Source organism: Streptomyces sp. WM4235 (genome assembly GCF_001279725.1).
In the GTDB taxonomy this organism is placed as follows: Bacteria; Actinomycetota; Actinomycetes; order Streptomycetales; family Streptomycetaceae; genus Streptomyces.
On record NZ_LGDE01000227.1, the window covers coordinates 38,324 to 64,514 of the forward strand.

Below are 26,191 nucleotides of genomic sequence, written 5' to 3' on the forward strand. Positions count from 1 at the left end.
CGTCGTGTGGCCTCGATTGCGGTTGCGGCGGCGGCTCGTCTGCCACCGGTGGCGTCTTCCCCGTGTCGGGGCACGCACTCGCCGATGAGCGCTCAGACCCGGGTGGCTTCCGCATGCCCGTCGGACTCGTCGCCCGGCCCCGGGTGGTGCTCCGCGCGTTCCCGTTCCTCCCGGCTCCACGCGCGGGTGTCGCGGGGGCGGACGTACGGCTCCTCGTCGGCCGGATGCCCGCCCATGATGGCGCGCCGGCGGGACATCTCCGCGTCGAACTCCAGGCCGAGGAGGATGGCCAGGTTGGTGATCCACAGCCAGACCAGGAAGACGACGACACCCGCCAGGGTGCCGTACGTCTTGTTGTACGAGGCGAAGTTCGCCACGTAGACGGCGAATCCGACCGAGGCCGCGAGCCAGATCAGCAGGGCGAGCAGGCTGCCCGGGGTGATCCATTTGAAGCCGCGGCCCTTGGCGTTCGGCGTCGCCCAGTACAACAGGGCGATCATGCTCGTGACCAGCAGGACCAGCACGGGCCACTTGGCGATGGACCAGACCGTGAGCGCGGTGTCGCCGAGGCCCAGCACGTCGCCGGCCCGGCGGGCGACTCCGCCGGTGAAGACGACGATCAGGGCGCTCGCGACGGCCATCACCATCAGTACGATCGTGACGCCGAGCCGCACCGGCAGCACGACCCAGACGGGCCGTCCCTCGGGCACGTCGTAGACGGCGTTGGCGGCGCGGATGAACGCGCCGACGTACCCGGAGGCGGACCAGACGGCCACCACCAGACCGACGACGGCGACCGCGGACCCGATGCCGCTGCGGCCCTGCAACTGCTGCACCGCGTCGGCGACCACATCGCGGGCGGAGGCGGGCGCGAGCTGTTCCAGCTGGTCCAGTGCCCGCTGCGCCGTGGAGGGGCCGGCCAGCCCGAGCAGGGAGGTGAGGACGAGCAGGGCCGGGAAGAGCGCGAGGATGCCGTAGTAGGTCAGCGCGGCGGCCCGGTCGCCGAGTTCGTCGTCGCCGAACTCCTTCAGGGTGCCCTTCAGCACCTTGCCCCAGGCGCGCTTGGGCATCTCCGAGGGCCGGTCGGGCTCGTCGCGCTCCACGCCGGGATCCGGTCCGACCCGATCGCGCTCCGCCTCGTCCACACGGACCCCGCCCACAGTTCCGTCGCGGTCGCCGGGCGGGGCCGCGCGGGGCGGTTCCCGGTCGGTGTCCACGACCGCGGGCCGGTGTGGCGGCCGCCCGTCCGCCCGGTCCTGCTCGTGGTGCTTGCGTTCCCATAGCGCTGCCATACCGAGCGGATGTCCGCGATACGCGACCTCAATCAGCGGCGCCGTCGCCGGGAGGAGCGGAGGTCGCGGCCCGTCGGACGGGAGCGGAGACCGGTTGTCGGGGCGGGACCCGGTGGGGCGGCGGCGCCGGTCCGCCGCGCCGGGCGAGAATGGGTCCGTGACAGACACCTTCACCACCCGGACGATCGACGTGACCACGGGCTCCGCGGAAACCGTGCTCGACCTGACCTCGGCCTGCGCGGACTTCCTGCGGGAGACCGCCCGTGGTCGGGACGGACTGCTCAACGTGTTCACCCCGCACGCGACGGCCGGGCTGGCCGTCATCGAGACGGGCGCCGGGAGCGACGACGACCTGTTGGAGGCCCTGCGCTCGCTGCTGCCCGCCGACGACCGCTGGCTCCACCGGCACGGCTCCCCGGGGCACGGCCGTGATCACGTGCTGCCCGCCCTCGTCCCGCCGCACGCCACGCTGCCCGTGGTGGGGGGCGAACTGGCCCTGGGAACCTGGCAGTCGGTGGTCCTGGTGGACACCAACCGGGACAACCCCCGCCGCACGGTACGGCTCTCGCTCCTGGCCTGAGGCGACGCGGTCACGGAAGCGGACGCCTCAGGCCTGCCTCGTCCAACGTTGCGAGGCGTCCCCACCACAGGTGTTCGTGACCAGACCGCTGCTCATGCCGAGGTCGAGGCAGCCTCCGCTGAAGTCGCTGCGGAGGGTGCCGCCCGCACCCGTACGCCACAGCCGGCCGATGTCCTGGGCGCAGTCGCCCACGAAGACGGCCTGGCCGAGGCCGTTGGCGTACAGGCACTGGCCGCTCTCCCGGTTGACGAGCTTGAAGCTTCCGTTCGACCCGCTCCGCACGGTCCACCGCGCCGAGGAGGCGGAGCAGTCGCCGAAGTCCGACGCCCCGAAGACCTGGGTGATGCACTTGCCCTTGTTGCCGTTCCGGTAGCGGTAGGTACCGGAGTCGGGGGCCTTGGGGGGTACGGGTGCGGTGGACGATCCGCCGCCGGGAGGACGTGGGCTGCCGGCGCCGCCGGGGTTGCCGCCGTTCGCGGAGCCGCCCGCGCCGTTCGCGGAGCCTCCGGCGCCGTTCTGTGCGCCGCCCCCGGGGACCGGGCCCGTCGCCGGGCCGGGTCCCGTGCCCGTCCCCGCGCCCGGGCCGACCCCCGCGCCGCCCGCGGCCACGGGTACGAGCCCGCCCGCTCCGGCCTGCCCACCGTCCTTGCCGTCCGCACCGGAACTCGCCGGGGCCGGGGACTGTACGGGGGACGCCTGACCGGACGGGGCCCCGCTCGACGCCGGCGGCTTCCCGCCCGGGGGCACCGCGGCGGGGGCGGACCGCTCGCCCCGCGCGCCGGCCTGTGGCGCGGACGTGTACGGCAGGTTCTGGATGACCAACGTCGTGCCGCCCGCGACCACGACGACGGGGATAACGGCGAGGAGGACCCTGGTACGGCGCCGCGGCCGCTCGGGCCGCCGCCCCTTCGCGGGCAGGGCGACGGACACGCCCTCGGGCGCGGGTTTCGGGTCCGCCTCCGGCGCGGGGCCGTTCTTCGGGGCCGGTCCGTTCTTCGGGGCCTGGTCCGTCGACGGCTCCGGCTCCGGCTCCTGGCCGGTGAGCGGCAGCGTCGGCACGTCGGTCTCCGGCACGCCCGCGGCGAAGGCGGCCCGCTCCCGCAGGGTCGCCGTGACGGCCGCGGGCCACAGCGGCTCGGCGAACGGGCCCCGACGCGCGGCGCGCTCGTGGAGTTCACCGGCGGTGGGGCGGCCCTCGGGGTCCTTGTCGAGGCAGGCGGCGACGAGGTCGGCGAGGACGGGGTCCAGTTCCCGCAGGCAGTCCAGTTCCGGTTCCTCGTGGACGACGCGGTACAGCACGCCGTGCCCCGACTCCTCGCCGAACGGCGGCGTGCCGGATGCCGCGAACGCGAGGACCGACCCCAGGGCGAACACGTCGGTGGCGCCGCTGACCTCGCGCCTTCCCGAAGTCTGTTCCGGCGCCATGTAGGCGGGCGTGCCCACCACCATGCCCGTTCTGGTCAGTTGGCTCTGTTCGGCGGCCCGGGCGATACCGAAGTCGATGAGGGTGAGACCGTCCAAGGTCAGCATCACGTTGGACGGTTTCAGGTCCCGGTGCACCATCCCGAGGCCGTGTACCGACTTCAGCCCGGCCGCCGCTTCGCGCAGCAACAGCCACAGCGCGTCGGCGGGGAGACCACCGCCGTACGACTCGACGGCCTTGCTCAGCGTGATCCCGGGGATGTACGCGGTCGCGAACCACGGCGGCCGGGCGGTCCGGTCACTGGCCAGCAACGGTGCGGTGGCCTCGGCCGGCAGCCGGGAGAGGTTGTCCAACTCGTGTCCGAAGCGGCGCAGGAAGTCCTCGTCCTCGCCCACGACGGAAGCCAGCAACTGCTTGACGGCGACGTACCGGCCGTCATGGACCCCGAGGTACACCCGCCCCATACCGCCGGCGCCGAGTCGCCCCGTCAACGGAATGGGCCCGATCCGCCGCGGATCCCCCGCCTCCAGCGGCCCGGCCCCACTCCCCCTCAGCTCTGACACGTCAGCCCCATCGAATTGGAAATGTTTCCAGAAACCTACCCGAGCGACCCGGTCCGGCAACAGGGAGGCCGAACTCGACCGCACCTGAAGGCACTTCGCACTTAGGTAAGCCTTGCCTTAGCGTCTAGGATGCGCGCATGAAGAAGATCATTCGCGCGCTGACGGCCGCGGCGGCCGGGCTGGCCCTGGCCGCACCCCTCGCTTTCGCGAGCCCCGCCGCGGCCACGGTCGCCCCGGCCGGCGGGACGTCCGGCATCGAACTCCCGAGCCCCACCGGCGCGTTCGCCGTGGGCCGCGACACCCTGCACCTGGTGGACCGCGAGCGCAAGGACCCCTGGGTCCCCACGGCCGACCGGGAACTGCTCCTGTCGCTGTACTACCCGGCGCTCGCCCAGCGGAACTCCCGCCCCCTACATGGCCGTTCCGGAAGCCAAGGCGCTACTGACCGACCGCGGCCGACTCGGCGAGTACGTCACACCCGAGCGACTCGCCGCCACTCGTACGCACTCCCGCGCCGGCGCGCTGCCCCGACCCTCCGCGCACCGCTACCCGCTCATCGTGCTCTCCCCCGGCTTCACGATGCCGCGCGCCTCGCTCACCACCCTGGCGGAGGACCTCGCCAGTCGTGGGTACGTCGTGGCCGCGGTGGACCACGCGTACGAGTCGGACGGCACCGTCTTCCCCGGCGGGCGCCTGCTCACCTGCAAGGCCTGCGAGCAGGTCTTCCCCGACGGGTCACTGCACCGGGTCTCCGACGGTCGGGCCCGCGACGTTCCGTTCGTCCTGGACCGCCTCACCGGGCCGCGCTCCGCGTGGCGGTACTCGTGGCTGATCGACTCCCGCCACATCGGCATGGCCGGGCACTCCATCGGCGGCGCGGCGGCTTCGGCCACCATGGCCGTGGACCCGCGCGTGGACGCCGGTGTGAACATGGACGGCACGTTCTTCACCCCGATACCGCAAGGCGGCCTCGGCGCCCGCCCGTTCCTGATGCTCGCCGGTGACCCGGCCCTGCTGCCACCCGACTTCCCCGACACCTCGTGGGAGGACAACTGGCCGCACCTGGACGGCTGGAAGAGGTGGTTGACCGTCACGGGCGCGGGTCACCCGGGCTTCACCGACTGGCCCGTTCTCGGCGATCAGGTGGGCTACTCCCATCCGGAGACCCCACTCTCGGGCACCCGCTCCCAGCAGATCACGCGGGCGTACGTCGGCGACTTCTTCGACCTGCACCTGCGCGGGATCCCGGCGCCGCGCCTGGACGGACCGACCCCCGCCGACCCGGAGGTCGTGTTCCACCGCCGCTGACAGCCGGTGCGCGGCCCGTCGGCCGCCCTTGACGCCCCGCGAGGGCCGCTCGCCCGGGTGGGCGGCCCTCGCCACCGCGTGCGGGGCGCCACTGCCCCGTCGGGCGCGTTCTCCACGAGCCCCACCCGCGCGGTGTCGGTGGGCCGTCGGGTCAGCCCCGGGGGAGAGGTCGACGCTCCCGTGACGTCGATCGGGCGCCGGCGTCCGAGTGCGACCGGCGTGACGCGAGGGCCGTCAACAGGGCGAAGGCGAGGACCGCGGTGAGCGTGCGCGTGATGTTGAACGCCTCCCAGCGCCCAAGGATCTCCGCATGGTCGGCCGGAGCCGAACCCGCGGCCCACTGCTTGATGCGGCCGTTGATCGGCACGTTGCCGAACCGGGTGACCAGGAAGGACACCAGGGTCAGCAGGCCCGCGGCGCCGGCGGTCAACCGGGCACGACCTCGCGTGAGCACGGCGAGCGTCGCGGCGCTCACGATCGACAGCCCCATCGCCGCCTGCATGGTGATGCCGTTCATCTTCATCAGCTCGGCGTGGAAGTCCAGCCGCATATCGAGCGGTACGGCGTTGAAGGTGGGAACGAGGTTGACCGCCCCGTAGCCGAACGCTCCGGCCAACAGACCCGTGGACAGCAGGGCGACGCCCTGGACTATGTGTACGCGCATGATCCCCAGCCTCCCGGTTCCGCCGTCCGAAGTCCAAGAGCCGGACGTTCTCGCGTCCGGAAGCGCCGCTTGTACGACGTCGCCCGCATCGGATCATCGGCGCGCCTCCGGGCGGGGAGCCCGGCCCGGGGCAGGGTGCGGCTCGTACGATGTGTTGCATGTCGGACGCCTCTCCCCACCCCGAGCCGTTCACCCTCCGGACCGCCCCGGCGGCACTCCGAGACCTCGACGCGCGGCTGCGGGCGACACGCTGGCCGGACGAACCCGAGGACGCCGGGTGGTCGCTCGGCACCGACCTCGACTACCTGCGCGAGCTCGTCGCCCACTGGACGGACGGCTTCGACTGGCCCGCACAGGAGGCGGCCCTCGCCCGACTCCCCCACTTCCGTCTCGCGCTCGGCGGCCCGAGAATCCACTTCGTGCACGTCAGGGCCGTGACGCCGGAGGGTTCCGACCGGCCCGCCCTGCCCCTGATCCTCTGCCACGGCTGGCCGGACTCGTTCTGGCGCTACACGAAGGTCATCCCGCTCCTCACCGACCCCGGCGCGCACGGCGCCGACCCCGCGGACGCCTTCGACGTGGTCGTGCCCGACATGCCGGGGTTCGGCTACTCGGACCGCCCCGTCGGGCCGCCCCTCGACACCATCGCCGTCGCCGGGCTGTGGGCCGAGCTGATGGGCGTACTCGGTTACGACCGGTTCGGCGCGGCGGGCGGGGACATGGGCAGCCACGTGAGCCGCTACCTCGGGCTCGACCACCCCGACCGGGTCGTCGCCGTCCACCGCACCGACGCGGGGCTGCCGCTGTACACCGGCGACCCGGCGGACCTCGCGCCCGAGGAACGCGCCTGGCTGGACGACGCCGCGGCCTGGGGCGCCGCCGAGGGCGCCTACGCCGCCCTGCACCGGACGAAGCCGCAAACCGCCGCGTTCGGGCTGACCGACTCGCCGGCCGGGCTCGCCGCGTGGATCGTGGAGAAGCTCCGGGGGTGGAGCGATTGCGGCGGCGACGTCGAACGGAGCTTCACGAAGGACGAGATCCTCACGAACGTCATGCTGTACTGGCTCACCGGGACCATCGGCTCGTCGATGCGCATGTACCGCGCGAACGCCGCGATCCCGCCCGCGCAGCTCGCCCGCCGGGTCGAGGTGCCCTCCGGTTTCTCGCTCTTCCGGGGTGACGTCGTCCGCCCGCCCCGGGCATGGCTGGAACGCACGACGAACGTCGTCCGCGTGACCGAGCCCGCCCGGGGCGGGCACTTCGCGCCGTTCGAGGAACCCGAGCTGTACGCCGAGGAACTGCGCACCTTCTTCCGTCCGTACCGGGCGGCGGCGCAGGGCTGACGGCGGGGCCGGAATCCCACGCCGGCGATTTGGTCGCAGACCTGCCAACTCCCCCTGCCCCGAAGCAGAATGGAGGCCGGGGCAACAGGGGGAGGCGCGCCGATGGGGCGGGTATGGCGGGTGGTAGTGGCCGTTGCGGTCGCTGGGTTCGTGCTGTGGTACGCCTCGTACTACACCACGATCATGGTGTGGGAGGGGCGCAAGATCCTCTCGTGGCTGGCGCCTCCCGTCCTGGTCGCGGGGCTCGGCGCGCTGCCGTGGCTGGTGCGCCGGCTGCGTTCCGGCGGGCGGGAGGAGGCCGGAACCGCCGCGCGGGCCGTCGGCTGTGTCGGTCTCGTGCTCGCGCTGGGCGTCGCGATCGGTTGGCTGGTCTACGGCTCCTACCAGCAGGACCGCGCCTACATGGAGAGCACGCGGATCGTCGCCGAGCCCGTCCCCGAACTCACCGCCCGCGCCCCGTACGTGGTCGGCAAGGCGCAGGCCGCCCCGAACCTGGGCGACGTGACGGGTGAGATCGCGGACGTCACCTACCTGCCCGACTCGGACCGGTTCTCCACCCTCGTGGAACGACGCGGCTGGCTCGCGGGCTACGAGGTCGGCCTGGTCCAGGACGTACCCCTCGGCGGCACCGGTCGCACCCAACAACGCTGCGCCTTCGACACGGACGCGGCCGACGCGCGGATCAGCGGCTGGTTCACGCACAACCTGGGACGGAAGATCTCCGCACAGAGGCGGTGGGTCCGCTTCGAGGCCTCGGACGCCTACGTGACCTGCTCGGGCGACACGCCCACGGTGGTGGTCCCGCTGAAGCGACAGACCGGTTTCTTCGTGGTCACGGAGCGGCCCGCCGGGGTGGCCCTGTACAACGGGCGCACCGGCGAGCTGACCCTCCTCGACGACTCCACGGCCGTCCCCGGCCCCTCGTACCCGCTGAGTCTGGCGGGCCGGCAGCGCGAGGCCACGGCGGCGGTCGGCGGCTTCTCGGACTGGCTCTTCGAGCGGAGCGGTTGGGACGAGTCCGAGGACGGCGCCAACGAGGGCAACGAATCGGAGTTCACCCTCCGCTACCGCGATCAGGGCGGCCTCAGCGCCTACGTCACCCCCCTCACCCCGCAGGGCGAGGCGAGTTCGGTCGTGGCGGTCTCGACCGTCCCGACCCGCCACCAGGGCGGCGGGCTCGCCCCTCTGACGGTGCACCGGCTCGAACCGACCTGGTCCTCCCCGCAGACGATCGTCGCCCTCGTCAAGGCCGAGTACCGGGACGTCTGCTGCTACAACGACGACAGGGTCTTCGAGATCGTCCCGACCGGGGGCAGCACCTGGACGGCCACGGTCGGCAGCGAGCAGAACATCCGCTACCGGGTGGAGGGCAGGGGCCAGATCGGGGGCCGCGAGGCGACCTGCCTCAAGAGCGCCGACGGCACCCTCATCCGCTGCGCGTACGCGGCGCCCGGCTCGCCGGAGGAGAAGGAACTCAAACGGCGGGAGGAGGAGAAGCGCAAACGCGAGACCTCGTCCCCACCCGCCGGCGAGGACCTTTCGAAACTCACCCCGCAGCAGTTGGCGGAGCTCCACCGCCGTGTGACCGAGGAGGTCAACCGACGCCTCACGGCCGGGTAGTTCACGGCGCATCCCGGCTCGGGCGCGCCGGTTCGGAGCGCGCCGACCGTCGACGCGGGCACGCATGCGGACACCCACGGCGGGGCCCCGGACCCCGCCGGGCCCCGCCCGTGCATGTCCCGTCGGATCAGTCCACGAGGTCCACGAGGTCCACGAGGACGCCCGGATTGAGGATGCCGTGGGGGTCCAGGGCGCCCTTGGCCGCGCGCAGGGCGAGGGCGAAGGGTTCGGGGCGCTGGAGGTCGTAGCCGGGGCGGTGGTCACGGCCGACGGCGTGGTGGTGGGTGATGGTCGCGCGGTGGCGGTGCAGCACCTCTCCCGCGACCTCCTTCAGGTGGTCCCACACCGCGACCTGATCGTCCGGGCGACCCGCCGCGAGGACGGTGAAGTACGGGGCCGCGCCGTCCGGGTAGACGTGTGTGAGACGGCAGTTGACGAGGGCGGGATGGCCCGTGGCCTTGAGGGCGGCCGCGCCGACCTCGGTGCGTACGGCGTCGATCAGGCCCGGGACACGGTCCCAGGTGGCCGCCGTCTCGAAGGTTTCCGCGATGGCGCCCATCCTGGCCAGGCCGTCGCGCAGGTACGGCATGCGCAGGAACGCCGAACGCCAGGCGCCGACCGCGTCCCGGCCGCCGTCGCGGGACTCGCCGATCCGGCCGCCGTGGGCGCGGGCGAGACCGACGGCCTGTTCCAGGCGGGTGTCCACGGGGAAGTCGGCCGACTCGAACCCGAGGACCAGGACCGACGAACCGTCCTGGGAGGCGCCTGAGAGCGCGGCCTCCCCGGAGTCCAAGAGGCGGCAGTTCGCGGGGGCGAGGTCGGACCCCGCGATGGCGCGCACCGCCTCCAGCGCAGCGGCGAAGGACTCGAAGGCGAGTGCGGCGGACGCCTTGTGGACGGGCCGTTCCCGCAGGCGCATCCAGGCCTCGGTGATGACGCCGAGAGCCCCCTCGGAACCGAGGAAGAGCCGGTCGGGGGAGGGTCCGGCGCCGGAGGCGGGCAGCCGCCAGGAGGTGCCGGCGCCGGCCGGGGTGACCACCCGCAGGGACTGGGTGAAGTCGTCGATGTGGGTGTGGACCGTGGCGTAGTGACCGCCGGCCCTGGTCGCCAGCCAGCCGCCCAGCGTGGAGAACTCGAAGCTCTGCGGGAAGTGTCGCAACGTCAGTCCGTGCGGGCGCAGTTGGTCCTCCAGGGACGGCCCGAGGACCCCGGCCTGGATCCGGGCGGCCCGCCCGGCCACGTTGACCTCCAGGACCCGGTTCATGGCGGTCAGGTCCATGGACAACACGGCCCGGTGCCTGTCGCCCCGGTACTCCACACCGCCCGACACGGAAGAGCCGCCGCCGAACGGGATGACCGCGACGCCGTGTTCGCCGGCCCACTCCAGCAGGTCGGCCACCTCACGGTCGCTCTCGGGGTGGGCGACGAGGTCGGGGATGCGGCCGGGGCGGCCGTGCAGGGCGCGGACCACGTCGCGGTAGGCCTTCCCCATCGCGTGCGCGGCCCGCGCCGCGGGGTCGGCGGTGACCGCGCCCGACAGGCTCCGGGGGGCCTCCACCGCGGGGCGGTCGATGCGCAGGTCGGATATCCGGGGCACGGGGAGCGGTCGGGCGAGGGTGCCGGGCAACAGGGCGCCCATGGCGGTGCACTCGGCGTCGTCGGGGTGGGCGTCCGCCCACCCCCAGCCCCACCAGGATCGGGTGCGGGCGGTGTGGTGCGTCGTCGTCCGGGTGGCGCCGGCCATGGGGGCTCCAAAGGATCGAGGGAACTTACCGTGAGGTAAATTACCTACTGATAATATCGGCTCATGGCAACCCCACGTTCGAAAGCGGGCACCAAGGGCGTCCCGCGAGCGCTCCGGGAGGAGCAGATCCTCGCGGCGGCCACCGAGGAGTTCGGCGCCCACGGCTACGCCGGCGCTTCCCTGGCCGCCGTCGCCGCGCGCGTCGGCGTGACGAAGACGTTGTTGCACCAGTACTTCGGCACCAAGCAGGACCTCCACCTCGCCTGCCTGGACCCCGTCGGCGACCGGCTCGTCGCCGCCATGCGCGAGGCCGTCGCCGAGGACGGGGCCACCGCCCCGGGAACGCCGCTGAGGGTGCTGCGCTCGATCTTCAACGCCCTCGAAGGGCGGCGCGAGTCCTGGTTCGTCCTCTACGACACCTCGCTCCCCCCGGACGGCGAGAGTGCCCGGCGGGCCGCGGCGTACCGTGCCTCGGTCGACCGGCTCGCCGCGGGCGGCACCGCCGACCTGTTGCGCGCCGCCGGATCCACCGACCCGCTCGACGCCGACGCCCTCAACCACGTCTGGCAGGGCCTGGTCGCGACCCTCGTCCGCTGGTGGATCAAGCACCCCGACCAGTCGCCCGATGCCATGGCCCGGCGCTGCGCCCGCCTCTTCGCCGTCGGCGCGGCCCTCGCCTCCGACGGCCCGGACCTCGGGGTCCCGGCGGCGCAGGCCGCGGATCGAACGGCGACGCCGGGCGTTTCGTGACATCGTTGCGCCATGCCCATCGACGTTCGCCCGGCCTCGGTCTTCGAGGACGTCCGCGCCCTGCTCGGACCCAAGTCACCCGGGGCCAATGTCTGCTGGTGCCTGAGTCACCGGATCCCGTCCAAGCTCAACAACGAGCTGCGCGGACCCGCCCGCGGTGATTACGTCGCCGAGTCGTGCCGCGCCGATCCGCCGCCGGGGGTGCTCGCCTACGACGACGGCGAGCCCGTCGGCTGGGCCGCAGTGGCGCCGCGCTCGGAGACCTCGTTCGCACGCAGCCGCACGATCCCGTACGTCGACGACCTGCCGGTCTGGTCCCTGTGGTGCATCCGCGTACGACCCGGCCATCGCGGCAAGGGGCTCTCGCACACGCTGATCACCGGCGCGGTCGGGTTCGCCCGCGCCCGGGGCGCGCCGGCGATCGAGGCCTACCCCCTCGACAACGGCGCCACCAAGGTGGATCTGACCATGGCGTACGCCGGGATCCGCGAGAACTTCGAGCGCGCCGGATTCACCCACGCCGCCGACACCACTTCCGTGTTGGCCGGCCACCCGCGGATCCTGATGCGTCTCGACCTGCGCTGACCAGCCGCCGTCCCGGCGCGGCGCCCACCCGTCGGCGTCAGTCGAACCGGATGTGCCTGACCCCGATCAAAGCCCGGCGCACCCTCCCCCGCAGCGCGTTGTCGGTGTCGGGGGTGAGGGTCAGGCCGGCCGAGGCGGCGATGTGTTCGGCGACCTGGGGGACGGTGAGTCGGTCGGTCCACACCTGCTCCGCGAACTCCTCCCCGCGCAGGCGTTCCAGGCAGTGGTCGAGTTTCGACACCGCGAAGCTCTCGCGTCGCAAAGGGGCGTCCTTCCCGGCGAAGAGCCTGGTGGCGTGCCCGAAGCCCCGCTCCCGCAGGCGTCGCAACACGGTCTCGCGGTCGGACAGCAGCGCGAAGTGCCGGACGTCGTGGCCGCGTTCACGCAGCCGACCGACGATCTCCCGGAAGTAGACGGGCTCGACCACGGTCATCGGCACGATCACCGTGCCCTCGTACTCGGTCAGGGCGAGGTCCAGCAGCTCGTGGACGCTCCGCCGCCAGGCGGGAAGGTCCTGGAAGTCCGCGCGCAGTGCCGGGGGCAGCATTCGGTGCAGGCCGAACCCCACGTGTTCCGGGTCGCAGACGACGCTGCCCGGCAGACGCCGTCGGATCTCGTACGCACTCTGTGTCTTGCCGCCGCCGAAGGGGCCGTTGATCCACACAAGCATGCGCCGACCCTACGGGAGAGGGTCCGGCGGCAGGGTGCGAGGGCGCCGCCGCTGCCGCCCTCGGGCCTCGGATCCCGGTCGCGGCAGACGGCGGTTCACGGACGGGGCGTCAGAGGCGGGCCTGTGAGCCGTTGAGTTCCACGAAGCCCAACAACTGCCTCAGTGCGGCGAAGCTCGTGATGACCCGGCCGAGGATGTTGATCGAAGCCGGGCGGCCGTGCCGCAGGTTGTAGGCGAACTGGGAGATGGCCCCCCACTGGTTCTCCAGCCCCGCGTAGCCGTCGCCCAGCGCGCTCGCCTGGTGGCTGATGATGTTGCCGTAGACGCGGTTGAGGATCGGCGCGAAGCGCGCGGACTCCGAGAAGATCTGGGTGGCGACGAGCAGGGCGCGGCCGACGTTGTCGTTGTACGAGGTGACGTTGTTCAGCTGCCGCATGGCGTTGTACATGCTGTTGGGGGTGAACACGAGGTTCTGCCTGTCGTTGCCGCCGGGGAGGCTGTTGTAGTTGCCTGTGTTCGGCATGAACCGGGCCGACACCCCCAGGGCCTGCTGGAACTGCTGCTCGCGGTCGTGGAAGGCCCAGTGCGTGTTGCTCCGGGGCGAGTAGAAGCCGGCGACGTAGAGGTTGTCGGCCCAGATGTAGACCGAGGCGACGTGCTCGTTGTTCGTGTCGAGCACCCTGACCTGGATGAGACGGCCGGCCTCGGTGGTCGTCTGCGTGACGTTCTCCTCCTCCGTGGGTTCACCGTAGGAATGCCGATGGATCTCGTCCATCAATCGGTAATAGCGGGTGGCGTGTTCCGCTCCGCCATCGGTGATCCTGGAGACATTCCAGTCGATGACCGAATAGTTCGTCGCGGATGCCGTACCGCTCAGTGCGGTGACCAGCCCCATGGCCATGGCAAGCGACAGGAACGCGGAGCACAATCTCTTGAGCATGTTTCCCTTCTCTCCCGGCACGGAAATGCGGGATCGAGGATGGATGACGGTTTCCCGAGCACGTGAGTGACGATCGCCCCGGGAACGAAGAACGTACGAGTTCCCCCGGCTTCCGCGTTTCCACCGCGTGCACGCCTCCTTGACCCTCGGCGCACGGCGTCGGGCCGGTCTCGATCGGCGGCGGCCGCGCGTACACCGATTCGGAGGGTCGCATTCCGAATCAAGGGCGAATTCAGGCAACGCCGGCTGATTCCCATCGGGTCGAACTCATCGCCGCCGCCGAGGCATGCCGTGCGATCACCCGCCCCCACCTCCCGGATATCACGGCATCCGTGATGCGGTGATAGAAAAGGATCTTGGCTCTCGCTTCCGAGTACGCCGTCCTCATCCAGCGCTGTCCGGAAGCAGTAATTCCGCACCACCACAGGAAGGTCCAGGGCAGACGATGTATGCGCGCCCCGACGAGGTCCGTCACCTGCACACGCTCGGTCCCCACGGCACCAATCTGGAAGCCGCCTCCCACGAATGGTTCCGCAGACGAGGTGTCGAGGGAACGGTCGAACTCCACGCCTCGATCGAGTCCGCGTTGGAGGCCGTGCCCGACGACGGACGGCACGCGTTGACCGCCTGCGCCGTCTATCCGGCGCTGCACACCCTGGTCTTCTCCAACCTGCACCGACTCCACATGATCGACAGCTTCGTGATGCCGACCCACAACATGGTGCTCGCCAGCAGCGGCACCCGGGACCCGGCGACCGTCGCCTCCCACCCCGCACCCAAGGGACTCGTCCCCGAACCCGCCCGGATCCGCGAGGTGCTGAGCAACTCGCAGGCGGCCATCGACTGCGCCGAGGGGCTCGTCGACGGCTGCATCACCACCATCGTGGCCGCCGAGCGGCACGGGCTGCGGGTCCTGCGGGACTTCGGCCCGGTGCCGATGGTCTTCACCGTCCACCAGGTACTGACCGTCCGCGCCGAGGGCGAGCGGCCGCTCGCCGTGGGGGCCGCCCGATGAGCACCGGAGACTTCACCTCCGCGACCGCACCCGTACCGGCGGACCTCCTGGCCGAGGCCGACCTGTTGACGGATGTGCTCATCCCGATGGTGAATCGTTTCCGCGACCGTCAGCGGGACGACGGCACCGTCGCCGATCCCACCCCCGACGACGCCGAACTGCTGGGCCGGATACGCGACGAGGCGACATCCTGGTACCACCGTCACGGACTCGACGGACAGGCCGACGCACTGGTGGCGGACGTCGACGGCTGGCTGGCGGCCGGTCTCGACTCCCGCCCCCACTTCGCCCGTTCCCGGGACGCCCTGCGAGTCCCCGCCGACGGCGAGCCGGTCTTCTTCCTCGCCCCCTTGCAGAGCACCAACAGCGCCCCGCCCGTCGGCAAGCGCCTCGACTGCTTCCTCGCCCTACGCAAGGAGCCCGACGCCCTGGCGGGCATGGCGGCGGACTTCCCGCACCCGAAGAACAACTGCCAGTCCCTCGTGCTCGTCACCGGAAGCGCCGGCTTCGCCCGGGGTTCCTGCCTCGTCTTCTTCCCGGAGAACGTCGCGGCGCACGACAAGGTGACCGACCAGCCGTACGCCATGTTCTTCTACAACAAGATGCGGAAGATCCACGAGACGTACGCGCTGCCCGCCGCCGCGGCCGTGCTCACGCCGGACTCGCTGCCGGGCGCCTCCGGCGGCCTCGCCGCCGACGTGTGCTTCGAGGCCCGCGCCATCTGGGGCTACCTCCACGACTCGATGCACTACCAGGGCCTGTGGCCGTTCGACGAGAACATCTCCCTGAAGATGAACTGGTTCGTCGGCCTCCTGGAGGAGATCAAGGTCGACGCGAAGACCGTGCTCGCCTGCGCCGACAGCGGCCTCGTCCCCTTCGCCGAGCAGCAGATCGACATGATCCTGCTGGAACGGGTGTTCCGTTACCCGCAGGCGGACGACGCCACCCGCAATTTCGATTCCGGCACGGGTGTGTTCCTCTACTCCTGGTTCCGCGAGCACGAGGCGCTCGTCGGATCGCCCGCCGACGGCGGGCTGCTGCGGTTCGACCGCGCCAGGGCCCTGGAGGCCCTGCGCGCGTTCGTGACGCGTGTGGAGAAGCTGGAGGCAGAAGTGACCGATGACGACGAGTACCGCGCCGCCGCCAAGGAGTTCGTGCGCCGGTACCTTCCCGAGGGCGAGCCCCGGCAGCGGTTCTCCTTCACCGCGGACCAGCTCGTACTGCGCCGGGCCAAGAGCGACCTGGACCGCCTGCCACCGCTCGAATTCGCGCGGGCGGGGTGGTGACTTCCGCCCGGCCCGCTCCCGGGGGCGGGGACGGACGGCTGGTCGTGCCCGCCCTCGCGGCGTGCATGGTCCTCCTGCTCGCCGCGGGCTGGCTGCTCTCCGGCCACCTGGTGTCCGGCGTGCCCCCGCTCGCGGTGGCCGCGGGGCGGACCGCCACGGCCTTCGTCGTGATCATGGTGATCGCCTCGCTGACCCCGCGCGGTCGCGGCGGGGCCCGGACGGCCGCCGGCCGGCCCCGCGCCGTGGCGGTCCTCGCGTTCCTCGGCTTCTTCGCCTACTACTCGGGAACCCTGCTCGGCACCCGGTACGTGGGAGCCTCCCGCGTGGGACTGATCGTCTCGCTCCTGCCCTGCGTCACCTTCGTCATCGGCATCCTCGCGTTCCGCGAGCCGTCCTCGCGCCGCAAGGTCCTCGGGACGGTCCTCGCCGGCGCGGGCGCGATCGGCTTCCTGCTGGCCGACGGCGCGGCGAGCGCCGGGCCCGGCTCGGACGGCGGCGACGCCACCCTCCTCGCGGGGGGCGCGCTCGCCTTCGGCGGCACCCTCACCTACGCCCTGTACGGATACGTCTACCGGCAGCACATGTCCGACGTACCGGCTCTCGCGGCCCTCCCCGCCGTCACCGGGGCCGGCACGCTCATGCTCGGCCTCACCGCGCTGCTGTTCGTACCGCTCGGCGGGGTCTCCGCCGCCGACTGGGGCGGCGTCGCCGTGCTCGGCGCGGTCCTCACCGCCCCCGTCTTCCTCATCTCGCACGAACTGATCCTGCGCAAGGGGCCGTTGTTCACCTCCGCACTGGGGCTGGTCGTTCCCTTCCTGGTGCGGCTCGGCGAATGGGGCCTGGGCACGGCCGCCGCGCCGGGCGCGCTCCCCGTCCTGCTCATCGTCGCGTCCGCGGCCGGTGTGTGGCTCACCGTCGGCGGTCGCCGGCGCGCGGGGGCCGCCGTACCCGCCCGCCCCCGCGCCGAGGGCGACTCCGGGACCGACACCGCGTCGCAGACCGAGTCCGAGAACGACAGACCCGATCACCGTGCCTCCGCCACGGCCGAGGCCCTCCCGCCAAGGAGCCCATCGTGACCGCCTCCCGCCCGACTCTCGTCCTGCTCCACCAACGCGTCGGCCTGCCCTGGCTCTTCGACGCCGCGGTGCGCGCCGGCATCGACCTGATCCTCGTCCCGCGATCCGACGAGCGGGTGGACCCGGACCGACTGCCCCCGGCGGTCGTGGAGTTGCTGCCGCTCGACGTGGCCGGCGATCCGGCAGGCGCACTGAAGACCCTGCGCGAACGGCACCGGGCCACGCCCTTCGACGGCATCGTCACCCTCTACGACCCGTTCGTGCCGTTCGTCGCGGACGCCGCCGAACTCCTCGGTCTGCCCGGCATCGGCCCGACGGTCGCGCGCAACGCCCAGGACAAGCGGATCATGCGCGAGCGGCTCGCGGCGGCCGGTCTGAACGTGCCGCGCTTCGTGCGGCTCGACCCCGCCGACGATCCCGCCGCGACCGTCTCGGAGGCGGGCCTGACGTTCCCCGTCGTGGTCAAGCCCGCCCTCGGCATGTCCAGCCTCGGCGTGACCCGGGTCGACTCCGTCGACGCGCTCGGCGAGGTCGTGACGGACGTACGCCGGGTGTCCGCGGGCACCGCCGACGGAGGCGCCGGGTTGATCGTCGAGGAGTACCTCGACGGACCCGAGTTCGCCGTCGAGTCGCTGGTCCACGAGGGCCGGGTGCAGGTCCTGTCCATCGGCTACAAGGGCGATCCCCGGGGCCCGTACTTCGAGGAGAGCGTCTACCGGGCGCCCGCCGCGCTGCCCGAGGCCGTCCGGGCCGATGTCGTGCGCGAGGTGATCGCCGCCCACACGGCCCTCGGCATCACCCTCGGCCCCACCCACACCGAACTGCGCCTGCGCGGCGGCTCCGCCCCGTACCTCCTGGAGATGGGGGCACGGATCGGTGGTTCCGGGGTGTCCCACTACATCGCGGAGAACGTCACCGGCGTCGACCTCGCCGCCGAGACGTTGCGCATCGCGGCCGGCCTGCCGCCGCTGCGCACCGTCGAACAGGGCTTCACCGAGCCCGTCGCCGCGTCCGCGAACTACATCGTGCCGTGCGGCGGACACGGCACGATCACCGCCGTCCACGGCCTCGACGAAACCGAAGCGGATCCCAGGGTCGACCACGTCGTGCGGATGCTCGCTCCGGGCGACGTCGTCCGCCCTTACCCGGACTTCACCGGCTACCCGGCGTTCATCCTGTCCCGGCACGCCGACCTCACGGGGGCGGAGGAGTTCCACGGCCACCTGGAGCAGGCCATCCGCATCGACTACGCCCCCGCGACCCGCGAGGAGAACCCTTCGTGACCGCCCTCCCCTTCGACGACCGCGACGGCACCATCTGGCTGGACGGCCGGTTCGTGCCCTGGCGCGAGGCCCGGCTGCACGTCCTCAGCCACGGCCTGCACTACGGCGGAGCCGTCTTCGAGGGCGTGCGCGTCTACGGCGGCCGAATGTTCAAGTCACTGGAGCACGCCGAGCGGCTGCGTTCCTCCGCCCGGGAGTTGAACTACTCGCTTCCCTACTCGGCGGACGAACTCGACGCCGCGGCAAGGGAGGTCGTCCGCCGCGAGGGCATCGTCGACGGGTACGTCCGGCCCGTGGCCTGGCGGGGCAGCGAGCAGATCAGCGTCTCCGGGTCCGGCAGCACCCCGCACGTGGCCATCGCCGCCTGGGACTGGCCGCACGTCTTCTCCGCCGACGCGGCGCGTGCCGGTATCCGGCTGCGCACCTCGAAGTGGCGCCGGCCCGACCCCGCGACCGCTCCGGTCCGGGCCAAGGCAGCCTCCCTGTACAACATCTGCACGCTGGCCCGCGACGAGGCCGAGGCGGCGGGCTACGACGACGCCCTGCTCCTCGACCTGCGCGGCGCCCTCGCGGAGGCCACCGGGGCCAACCTCTTCCTGGTGATCGACGGCGCCCTGCACACGCCGACTCCGGACTCCTTCCTCGACGGCATCACCCGGCAGACGGTCATCGCCCTCGCCGCCGACCTGGGCATCGAGGTGGTCGAGCGCCGCGTCGAGCCCGGTGAACTCGACCGCGCCGAGGAGGTCTTCCTCACCGGCACGGCGTACGAGGTCCAGCCGGTCAGCGGCGTCGACGAGCGGACGTACCGGGTGGGCAAGGTAACCGCGGAACTGGCCGCGGCGTACGCGCGACTCGTCCGTTCCGACTAGGGCAACGAGCGGGTGAGCCAAGCCACTTCACCGGCGTCCTCGGTGGTGACGCGATCCCGCTCGAACCCGAGCTTCTCCAGGACACGGAGCGACGGTGCGTTCCATGTGCCGACCGTCGACCAGAGCCGCCTCCGCCCCGTCGCGATGGCGGCGTCGAGGACCGCGGCGGCCGCCTCGGTGGCGTAGCCCCGCCCGTGTACGCGCCGGCACAACTCGTAGGCGATCTCGGGCTCCTCGATGGTGGAGCGGCCGATGATCAACCCGCAGTAGCCGATGAAGTCGCCCTCGTCACGACGTTGGACGGGCAGCAGGGCGATCCCCGTGCTCGCCGTCGCGGCGAGCAGGTTCGCGATGGAGGTCCGTATGTCCTCCACCGCGGGCGTCCCCTTGCCGCGTTCGGCGAGAAGGGCGGTGAACTCGGCGGCGTCGGACTCGGCCCACGGCCGCAGGATCAGCCGCTCGGTCTCAAGGTGGAAGGGCATCGTCTCGTATGGTGGCATGCCCCCACTCTGCCTCACGGATCATCACGCACCACAGCCGGAGTGCGAGGTCGTCTCCCGGATCTCCCTTGGCCCTGGTGGAGTCGTTCAGTGCGGGAACGCTGCGATCCGGGCGCGGTGGTGTTCACCGTCGGAGAGGAACGCCGCCAACGCCTCTCCCTGCTCGGCCACTTCGATGTGGTCCGCGCGGGAGAAACGGCGCAGCGGGGTGACCGTCACGGCGCCGTCCCGGACGGTCCACGTGGCGGAGACCCGGCCGTCCAGCAGTACGACGCGTTCTCCGGCGACCGACAGACCCCGGTGGGCGTCGTCGATGATCCGGCCGCGGTCGTGATGGCCGAGGATCGCATTGTCGAACGCCGGCAGGAACCGCACCGGAGCGGGCGTGTCGGGATGGGGCCGGGGCGCGTCGGGGAGGTCCAGGAGTTCCCGCCCCCGCTCGTCCCGGAAGGTGACCAGTTCCTCGCGCATCGCGGAGATCGCCGCCGGCAGGCCGGCGAGACCGCACCAGGCGCGCACGTCGGCCGAGGCCGCGGGACCGTACGCGGCGAGGGAGCGCCGTACGAGCGCCTGCCCCACCGGATCGGAGGCGCCCCGGGAAGGAGGGTCGACCTCGCGCCCCAGCCAGGAGGAGAGCAGGACGTCGCGTACGCCCGCCTTCGTCCGCCAGAGTCCGCGCGGCGGCATCTGCGCCATGGGAAGCAGGGCGGCGACGAGCATCTCCCCCAGGGGCCGCGGCCCCGGCGTCGGCCGGCCGAGGGCCCGGGCGAGTTCGGTCATCGAGCGGGGTTCGCCGTCGGCCATCACCGCGCGGCCCGCCGCGGCGAGTTCGTCGAGGTCCGTCCCGGCGAAGTCGCCGCGGTAGGTACCCAGCACCCTCTGGCGCAGCATGGCGTCGTGGCGGGCGCGCCAGGCGAGGGCGTCGTCGGCCGTGACGAGGTGAACGGTGCGGCGCATGAGGTCGGTACGCACCACGGCCCGTCCGGTCAGCAGGTCGGAGAGCTCCGCGGGGGCGAACGCGTGCAGCCGCGACCAGAGCCCGACGAAGGGTTCCTGCGGTTCCTGGGCCTGGAGCCCGCAGAGGTGCGCGACGGCGTCGAGGGCCGGCACCCGGGCCCGGTCGAGCAGGAACTGACGGGCGAGTGTGGCACGGCCCAGGGCGCGGGTGTCGAGGACGGTCATCGGGATCCCCCCGTCGGCGGGACGCCGGTCCGGTTCTCCTCGCGCGGGGCATGAAGCACTCTCGTCTCCTTGGCTTCTCGGCGGGCGGCACCACGGGGTGGTCCGCGGATCGGGGTGGTCGCCGGGTCGGGGCGGGGGCCGGGGCGGGCTCGCGGGAGAGGGGCGTGGTCCTGGTGGTCATGGTGCGCCGCGACGTCGACCGTCTGCGCGAGCTCGGCTATCCCATCGCGGCTTTCAAGGGCCCCGACGGCGGGTACCGGCTCGACGCCGGCGCGGAGCTTCCGCCCCTGCTGTTCGACGACGAGCAGGCCGTCGCCCTCGCCGTGGCGCTGCGGATCGCCACCACCAGCGGCGCCAGCATCGAGGAGGCGGCGGCCCGGGCACTGAACACCGTCCGACAGGTCATGCCCGCTCGGCTGCGCCATCGGATCGACGTCCTCCAGGTCACCGCCGTGGAACGGCCCGCCGGCCGTCCGGCGACACGGGTCGACAGTGACGTGCTCATGGCTCTCGGCGCCGCCGTCCACGCCCGCGAGGTACTCCGCTTCGACTACCCGGCCGCGACCGCGCCGGGAGCCGACGAGGGCCGGGGGGACGCCGACCGCACGGCGCCCCCTCCCCGGCGGGCGCAGCCCCATCACCTCGTCACCTGGGGCGGCCGCTGGTACCTCGTCGCCTGGGACCTCGACCGCGAGGACTGGCGCACCTTCCGCGCGGACCGGATCGGCCCGCGCGTCCCCACGGGGCCCCGCTTCGTTCCGCGCGAGGTGCCCGGGGGTGATGTGGCCGCCTACGTGGCCGGCAGGTTCCACGGCTCCGACGCCGCCGGGGACTGGCCCTGCCGCGGCGAGGTGATCATCGACCTGCCGGCCGCCGACGTCTCCCGGTACGCCCGTGACGGCTTCGTCGAGGAACTCGACGCGCGGCGCTGCCGGCTCGTGCTGGGCTCGTGGTCCTGGCCCGGACTGGCCGCCACCCTCGGCAGGTTCGACGCGGACATCGAGGTGGTGGGGCCGACCGAGTTGAGGGAGGCCTTCGCGCACCTGGCGCACCGCTACGCACGCGCCGCGACGAACACTCCCGTCGCACCCGGTACGACCGCCACACCTGCCTCGCCCGGCACTCCTGGCCCTCCTGGCGCGGGCGCTTGAGCCGCACCGCGCCTCAAGCGCCACGGCGCACACGCCCCGGCCCTCGTTGCCGATGATTCAGCCCCGTCCGCTCCCGCGCGGGTCGATCGGGGTGAGGATCCCCAGCCGGTCCTCGATCGCCTGGGCCGCCGCCAGGCACAGGTCTTCCCGGAACGCCCGTCCGACGACCTGCACGCCGGTCGGCAGGCCATCGGCCACCCCGGTCGGCACGGCCACGGCGGGGACGCCGGCGAAGCTGGTCACGGTACACAGCCGCATGGCCGAGGCGACCCGGTCCCGTCCCGCCATGTCGCGCGACTCCAGACCCGGCTCGACGGGCGGTTCGGTGAACACCGGCCCGAGCAACAGCGGGTACGCGTCGAGGAATTCGGCCCAGGAGCGGCGGATGTTCAGCCAGGTGCCCATCAGCTTCATGAACGCGTCGGCGCTCGCCGGCGGGGTCCGTTCCATGGTCATGCCGATGTAGCGGTCCCCGCCCTCCCCGAGCAGCCCGCGCACCGCGGGCCAGGTGGGGGCGAACTCGGTCACGACGATCCGGCCGTACGCGTCGAGCGCCTCGTCGAGTCTCGGTACGTCAGGCACCTCCCGGACGTCGTACCCGGCGTCCCGCAGCGCCTCGGCCGCGTCCTCGACGGCTCGGCGCACCGTGGGGTGGACCCCGTGGCCTCCGGGGTCCGTCACGACCGCGACCTTCAGTGGGCCAGGGATCGGTGCGCCGTAGGCGGGCACCGGGACGGCTCGCGGGTCTCGCGGATCGGTTCCGGCGAGTACCTCGTAGGCGAGTCTCAGGTCACCCACGGAGCGCGCCAGTGGGCCGTCGGTGACCAGGAACTGTGAGGCCGGGCCCGGGTCGTCGGGGCCCAGCACCCGGTGGTCCGCGGGGAAGCGCCCGCTGGTCGGCTTCAACCCGGCCACACCGTTGAACTGGGCGGGGATCCGGATCGATCCGCCCGAGTCGTTGCCGAGGCCGAGGGCGGCCATGCCTGTGGCGACCGCCACCCCGTCACCACCGCTGGAGCCGCCCGGGGTCCGGTCGGGGTCCCAGGGGTTGACGGTGTCCCCGAACAGTTCGCTCCGCGTGTGCATTCCGGCGAGGATCAGCGTCGGGATGTTGGCGTGCCCGACGGGGATGGCGCCCGCCGCGCGCAGTCGTGCCACCGGTGGCGCGTCCGCGGGCGCCACCAGGTCGCGGAAGCGTTTCACACCGAACGTGGTCGGCACCCCTTCCACGGCGGTGCTCTCCTTGACGGTGAACGGCACGCCCGCGAGCGGGCCCGACACCTCACCCGCGGCCCGCCCGCGGTCCGTTCGGGCGGCTGCGGCGCGGGCTCGCTCGGCCAGGATCAGCGTCACGGCGTTGACCCGGGGGTTGACCTCGGCGATCCGCTCCAGATGGCTGTCGACCAGTTCGAGGGCGGAGACGTCCCCACCGCGTACCGCGGCCGCCTGCTCGGCGGCCGTCATCCTCCACAGGGCGTCCCTCACGTCTGGTACCTCTTCCCGAAACACGTTCCGATGCAAGTGCATCGAAACAGTACCCCGGGAATCGATACGAGCGCATCGCATAAAGTGTGCGGGGACCCGGAGCACCGGAGACACCGGGAGTCAGGGAGGAGACGGGCATGCCCAAGCAGGTGGACTACGCGGACCGCCGCCACCTTATCGCCGAGGCCGTCTGTCGACTCGCCGACGAACACGGGCTGGAAGGCGTCACCCTGCGCGACGTCGCCGCCCGCGCGCAGGTGTCGATGGGCGCCGTCCAGCGCTGTTTCCGCACCAAGGAGGAGATGCTCTCGTTCACTCTCGGGCGGGTGGGCGACCGGATCGGCGAGCGCATCCGGGCCCGGCTGGTGGCGAGCCCCGCACAGTCGGCAAGCACCGCCCTGGGCCACGCGGCCACCGAGGTCGCGCTGCTCCGGGAGGAACACCGGGCCGAGGCCCGGGTATGGCTCGCGTTCGTCGCCCAGGCGGCCGTCAACGAGACCCTCGCGGCCACCCTGAAGGCCAACTACGCGGCCCTGCAAGAGGCGTTCACGCACCTCGTCGCGGAAGCCGCCGAGAGCGTCGACGGCCTCGCACCCCTCGAAGCGCCCCTCGACGCACTCCTCGACGCGTCACACGAGGCTCGCACCCTCCTCGCCCTCACGGACGGTCTCACCACGCACGTGCTGATCGGCCACCTCACCCCACAAGCGGCGCGGGACGTCCTGCACGCCCACCTGGCCAACCTCTGGGCGCGGACCGCGCGGCCCACGACCGACCCCGCGCTCCGTCCCGACCAACCCGACCGCTGACGGGCCGGAAACCGGTCGACGATGGTCAAAGGTCGATGAGAGCCTGTCCCGCATGGACGCCGACCCCATCGACCTCGCGCGACGTCTCGCGCGCGACCTGTTCCCCGAAGCGCTCGCCGTGGTTCTGGCCGGATCCACGGCCTCGGGGCGGGCGACGCCGAGCAGCGACCTCGACGTCGCGGTGCTCGTCGGGGACGACGGCGAGACCCTCCGCGCGTGGGCGGGCGGCGGGAAGTGGCTGCCGCGACGCCTCCTGGCCGCGGACGCGGAACGCGGATCCGCCCTGCTCGAAGGACACCTGCGGCTGTGTCGATCGGAGGATCCGACGCCGCTCGTCGATGCCGCCTCTCGGATCCTCGACCTCGTCGGCGGGCCGCTTCGCGAGGGCTACCGCAGAACCTGGCGGGGTGTCGTCGCGTCGGCGGCCGCCCCGATCGGGCGTTGACGGCGGACCGACGCGGCACCGCCCTACCGGGGCGGGGTGTCCGTACCCGACCCGCCGGCCAGGCCTCCCCGGCGCCCGGTCGCCGGCGCCGGCGCCGGCGCCACTGACGGTGGTGACGGGAGGCGGACGACGAGGCGGGCGCCGCCAGGACTCGGCTCCGCGTCCACGGAACCGCCGTGATGGGCCGCCAGGTCCCGGGCGATGGCCAGCCCCAACCCGGCCCCGCCCTGGTCGCGGCTGCGGGCGTCGTCGAGGCGGGTGAACCGTTCGAAGACCCGCTCCCGTTCCGCGGGCGGAATGCCCGGCCCGTCGTCCACGATCTCCAGCACGGCGACCGGTGCGCCATCCACGCCCGGCGCGGTGCGGAGCACCACGTCCACCCGCTCCTCCGCGAAGCGCTGGGCGTTGTCGAGCAGGTTGGTGACGATCCGGATCAGCCACAGCTCGTTGCCGGTGACCCGGATCCCGGCGGTGAGGGCCGTGCCGACCGGGACCCGGTCGCCGGCGCGGGCCTCGACCACGTCCCGGACGAGCTCGGTGAGATCCAGGGGCACGGTCGGCACGGGCTGCGCGGCGTCGATCCGGGCGAGGAGCAGCAGATCGGCCGCGAGTTGCTGGAGTCGCTCGACGTCCTCCAGCGCGCCTCCGATCAGTTCGGGCCACAGGTCCGGGTCACGGATCGCCATGGCCACCTCCAACTGGGTCCGCAGCACGGTGATGGGGCTGCGCAGCTCGTGCGACGCGTCGGCGATGAACCGCCGCTGTCGGATCCCGGACGCCTCCAGCCGGTCCAAGGTGGTGTTCATCGTCTGCGCCAGGCGGGCGACCTCGTCACGCGTGGGAGGCACGGGGACCCGGCGGTGCAGGTCCCGGTCGGAGATCTCCGCGACCTCGGCGCGGATCTCCTCGACGGGGCGCAGTGCCCGGCCGGTGACGCGCCAGGTGACGAGGGCGACGGTCGCGAGGAGGAGGGGCATGCCGATCGCGAGCGCGGCGGTGGTGGTGTCGTCGGCGGCGTCGGCGGCGCGCAGTGAGGCTCCCGCGTAGACGGTGACGATCCCGTCGGGGGTGTCGACGACGACCTGCGCCACCCGCACGCGCTGTTCACCGCCGAACGGTCGGTCCTTCCAGGTGTGCAGGCGCAGCCCCGGGCGCTGGGGCGACGGGGTGACGGGGTCGGGTCCGGGAGCGACGGGGACGGGCCCGGCGCGGAAGGGGCCGGGTGCGGCGAGGGGTCGGGGGCTGGAGAACAGTACGGTGCCGTCCGCGGCGACCACTTGGAGGAACTCGACGCCGGGGGCGAGCGGTCGGACGCGTCCCAGGTTGCCGGTGGCGGCGAGTGCGGCCACCGACTCGGCCTGTTGCCGGGCGTCGTTCTCCGCGTTGCGCAGCAGGTTGTTCTCCAGCAGGCCGATCAGGGCGAACGAGGCCGCGGTCAGGGCGGCGGCGACCACCAGGCTCGCGGCGACGGTGGCCCGGGCCCGTACCGTGGTCGGCCACCAGCGCCGCGACACGACCCACCGCACCACCCACCGCACGGGGCGGCGCACCACCGGGAACCGTCGCGGCCTCGGGGGCCGGGGCGACCTCGGGAGGCGGCGCGGT

24 protein-coding genes are annotated in these 26,191 nt (G+C 72.8%); 14 read left to right on the forward strand and 10 right to left on the reverse strand.

Annotated features, from left to right (window positions below; all coding sequences use genetic code 11):
• Positions 1–92: 92 nt before the first annotated feature.
• Complete coding sequence (locus tag ADK55_RS17585) at positions 93–1,292, reverse strand: YihY/virulence factor BrkB family protein (RefSeq protein WP_078999066.1); 1,200 nt, start codon at positions 1,290–1,292, stop codon at positions 93–95.
• A 157-nt stretch (positions 1,293–1,449) separates the two neighbouring features.
• Between ADK55_RS17585 and ADK55_RS17590 the strand changes: the two genes are divergently transcribed.
• Positions 1,450–1,872: a YjbQ family protein gene (locus ADK55_RS17590; RefSeq protein WP_053679840.1), complete on the forward strand. Its 423-nt coding sequence runs from the start codon at positions 1,450–1,452 to the stop codon at positions 1,870–1,872.
• A 27-nt stretch (positions 1,873–1,899) separates the two neighbouring features.
• Here the strand turns inward: ADK55_RS17590 and ADK55_RS17595 are convergent, their stop codons facing one another.
• Entirely contained in the window at positions 1,900–3,858 is a 1,959-nt protein-coding gene (locus ADK55_RS17595) for a serine/threonine-protein kinase (protein ID WP_053679843.1), read from the reverse strand.
• 414 nt (positions 3,859–4,272) lie between these two features.
• Between ADK55_RS17595 and ADK55_RS17600 the strand changes: the two genes are divergently transcribed.
• Positions 4,273–5,166 (forward strand): alpha/beta hydrolase, encoded by an 894-nt coding sequence (locus ADK55_RS17600; protein ID WP_324611188.1) that lies wholly within the window; start codon positions 4,273–4,275, stop codon positions 5,164–5,166.
• 151 nt (positions 5,167–5,317) lie between these two features.
• Here the strand turns inward: ADK55_RS17600 and ADK55_RS17605 are convergent, their stop codons facing one another.
• Positions 5,318–5,830, reverse strand: coding sequence for a DUF1772 domain-containing protein (locus ADK55_RS17605; protein WP_053679845.1), 513 nt, complete (start codon positions 5,828–5,830; stop codon positions 5,318–5,320).
• Between the two features lie 158 nt (positions 5,831–5,988).
• Here ADK55_RS17605 and ADK55_RS17610 point away from each other — a divergent pair, with 158 nt between their 5' ends.
• Positions 5,989–7,173: an epoxide hydrolase family protein gene (locus ADK55_RS17610; protein WP_053679847.1), complete on the forward strand. Its 1,185-nt coding sequence runs from the start codon at positions 5,989–5,991 to the stop codon at positions 7,171–7,173.
• A gap of 126 nt (positions 7,174–7,299) precedes the next feature.
• Positions 7,300–8,793, forward strand: a complete 1,494-nt coding sequence (locus ADK55_RS17615) for a hypothetical protein (protein ID WP_234350111.1) — start codon at positions 7,300–7,302, stop codon at positions 8,791–8,793.
• A gap of 127 nt (positions 8,794–8,920) precedes the next feature.
• On the opposite strand, the gene ADK55_RS17620 is transcribed toward ADK55_RS17615, so the two are convergent.
• Entirely contained in the window at positions 8,921–10,537 is a 1,617-nt protein-coding gene (locus ADK55_RS17620; protein WP_053679850.1) for an FAD-binding oxidoreductase, read from the reverse strand.
• Positions 10,538–10,600: 63 nt separating this feature from the next.
• Between ADK55_RS17620 and ADK55_RS17625 the strand changes: the two genes are divergently transcribed.
• Together ADK55_RS17625 and ADK55_RS17630 are read left to right on the forward strand one after the other, a co-directional pair.
• Positions 10,601–11,287: a TetR/AcrR family transcriptional regulator gene (locus ADK55_RS17625; protein ID WP_078999067.1), complete on the forward strand. Its 687-nt coding sequence runs from the start codon at positions 10,601–10,603 to the stop codon at positions 11,285–11,287.
• A 12-nt stretch (positions 11,288–11,299) separates the two neighbouring features.
• Complete coding sequence (locus tag ADK55_RS17630) at positions 11,300–11,872, forward strand: GNAT family N-acetyltransferase (RefSeq protein WP_053679853.1); 573 nt, start codon at positions 11,300–11,302, stop codon at positions 11,870–11,872.
• 37 nt (positions 11,873–11,909) lie between these two features.
• Here ADK55_RS17630 and ADK55_RS17635 read toward each other — a convergent pair whose 3' ends face one another.
• Both ADK55_RS17635 and ADK55_RS17640 read right to left on the reverse strand, forming a co-directional pair.
• Positions 11,910–12,542, reverse strand: coding sequence for an AAA family ATPase (locus ADK55_RS17635; RefSeq protein WP_053679854.1), 633 nt, complete (start codon positions 12,540–12,542; stop codon positions 11,910–11,912).
• A 109-nt stretch (positions 12,543–12,651) separates the two neighbouring features.
• Positions 12,652–13,482, reverse strand: coding sequence for a ribosome-inactivating family protein (locus ADK55_RS17640; protein ID WP_053679856.1), 831 nt, complete (start codon positions 13,480–13,482; stop codon positions 12,652–12,654).
• Between the two features lie 445 nt (positions 13,483–13,927).
• On the opposite strand from ADK55_RS17640, the gene ADK55_RS17645 reads away from it, so the two are divergent.
• From ADK55_RS17645 to ADK55_RS17665, 5 genes are read left to right on the forward strand one after another with little or no spacing between them, the layout of a single operon-like run.
• On the forward strand, positions 13,928–14,497 hold the full coding sequence (locus tag ADK55_RS17645) for a bacilysin biosynthesis protein BacA (RefSeq protein WP_053679858.1): 570 nt from the start codon (positions 13,928–13,930) through the stop codon (positions 14,495–14,497).
• Positions 14,494–15,783, forward strand: a complete 1,290-nt coding sequence (locus ADK55_RS17650) for a DUF6421 family protein (RefSeq protein WP_053679860.1) — start codon at positions 14,494–14,496, stop codon at positions 15,781–15,783. The genes ADK55_RS17645 and ADK55_RS17650 overlap by 4 nt, the downstream gene beginning before the upstream one ends.
• Positions 15,780–16,859, forward strand: coding sequence for a DMT family transporter (locus ADK55_RS39835; protein WP_159041435.1), 1,080 nt, complete (start codon positions 15,780–15,782; stop codon positions 16,857–16,859). The genes ADK55_RS17650 and ADK55_RS39835 overlap by 4 nt, the downstream gene beginning before the upstream one ends.
• Positions 16,856–18,142 (forward strand): ATP-grasp domain-containing protein, encoded by a 1,287-nt coding sequence (locus ADK55_RS17660; RefSeq protein ID WP_053679864.1) that lies wholly within the window; start codon positions 16,856–16,858, stop codon positions 18,140–18,142. Before ADK55_RS39835 ends, ADK55_RS17660 begins: the two co-directional genes overlap by 4 nt.
• The gene (locus ADK55_RS17665) at positions 18,139–19,014 is read left to right on the forward strand and encodes a branched-chain amino acid aminotransferase (protein ID WP_053679865.1); all 876 of its coding nucleotides are present in this window, start codon (positions 18,139–18,141) and stop codon (positions 19,012–19,014) included. Before ADK55_RS17660 ends, ADK55_RS17665 begins: the two co-directional genes overlap by 4 nt.
• Here ADK55_RS17665 and ADK55_RS17670 read toward each other — a convergent pair.
• Entirely contained in the window at positions 19,011–19,514 is a 504-nt protein-coding gene (locus ADK55_RS17670) for a GNAT family N-acetyltransferase (RefSeq protein WP_053679867.1), read from the reverse strand. The two genes, ADK55_RS17665 and ADK55_RS17670, sit on opposite strands and share 4 nt — an antisense overlap.
• A gap of 87 nt (positions 19,515–19,601) precedes the next feature.
• Positions 19,602–20,696, reverse strand: coding sequence for a winged helix DNA-binding domain-containing protein (locus tag ADK55_RS17675; protein ID WP_053679869.1), 1,095 nt, complete (start codon positions 20,694–20,696; stop codon positions 19,602–19,604).
• Between the two features lie 179 nt (positions 20,697–20,875).
• On the opposite strand from ADK55_RS17675, the gene ADK55_RS17680 reads away from it, so the two are divergent.
• Positions 20,876–21,847: a helix-turn-helix transcriptional regulator gene (locus ADK55_RS17680; RefSeq protein ID WP_078999076.1), complete on the forward strand. Its 972-nt coding sequence runs from the start codon at positions 20,876–20,878 to the stop codon at positions 21,845–21,847.
• Between the two features lie 57 nt (positions 21,848–21,904).
• On the opposite strand, the gene ADK55_RS17685 is transcribed toward ADK55_RS17680, so the two are convergent.
• Positions 21,905–23,332, reverse strand: a complete 1,428-nt coding sequence (locus ADK55_RS17685; RefSeq protein WP_420713640.1) for an amidase — start codon at positions 23,330–23,332, stop codon at positions 21,905–21,907.
• A gap of 137 nt (positions 23,333–23,469) precedes the next feature.
• On the opposite strand from ADK55_RS17685, the gene ADK55_RS17690 reads away from it, so the two are divergent.
• Together ADK55_RS17690 and ADK55_RS17695 are read left to right on the forward strand one after the other, a co-directional pair.
• A complete protein-coding gene (locus ADK55_RS17690; protein ID WP_053679872.1) occupies positions 23,470–24,141 on the forward strand; it encodes a TetR/AcrR family transcriptional regulator in 672 nt (223 codons plus the stop codon).
• A gap of 52 nt (positions 24,142–24,193) precedes the next feature.
• Positions 24,194–24,586: a nucleotidyltransferase domain-containing protein gene (locus ADK55_RS17695; protein WP_053679874.1), complete on the forward strand. Its 393-nt coding sequence runs from the start codon at positions 24,194–24,196 to the stop codon at positions 24,584–24,586.
• Between the two features lie 23 nt (positions 24,587–24,609).
• Here the strand turns inward: ADK55_RS17695 and ADK55_RS17700 are convergent, their stop codons facing one another.
• A complete protein-coding gene (locus tag ADK55_RS17700; RefSeq protein WP_234350112.1) occupies positions 24,610–26,136 on the reverse strand; it encodes a sensor histidine kinase in 1,527 nt (508 codons plus the stop codon).
• Positions 26,137–26,191 lie beyond the last annotated feature (55 nt).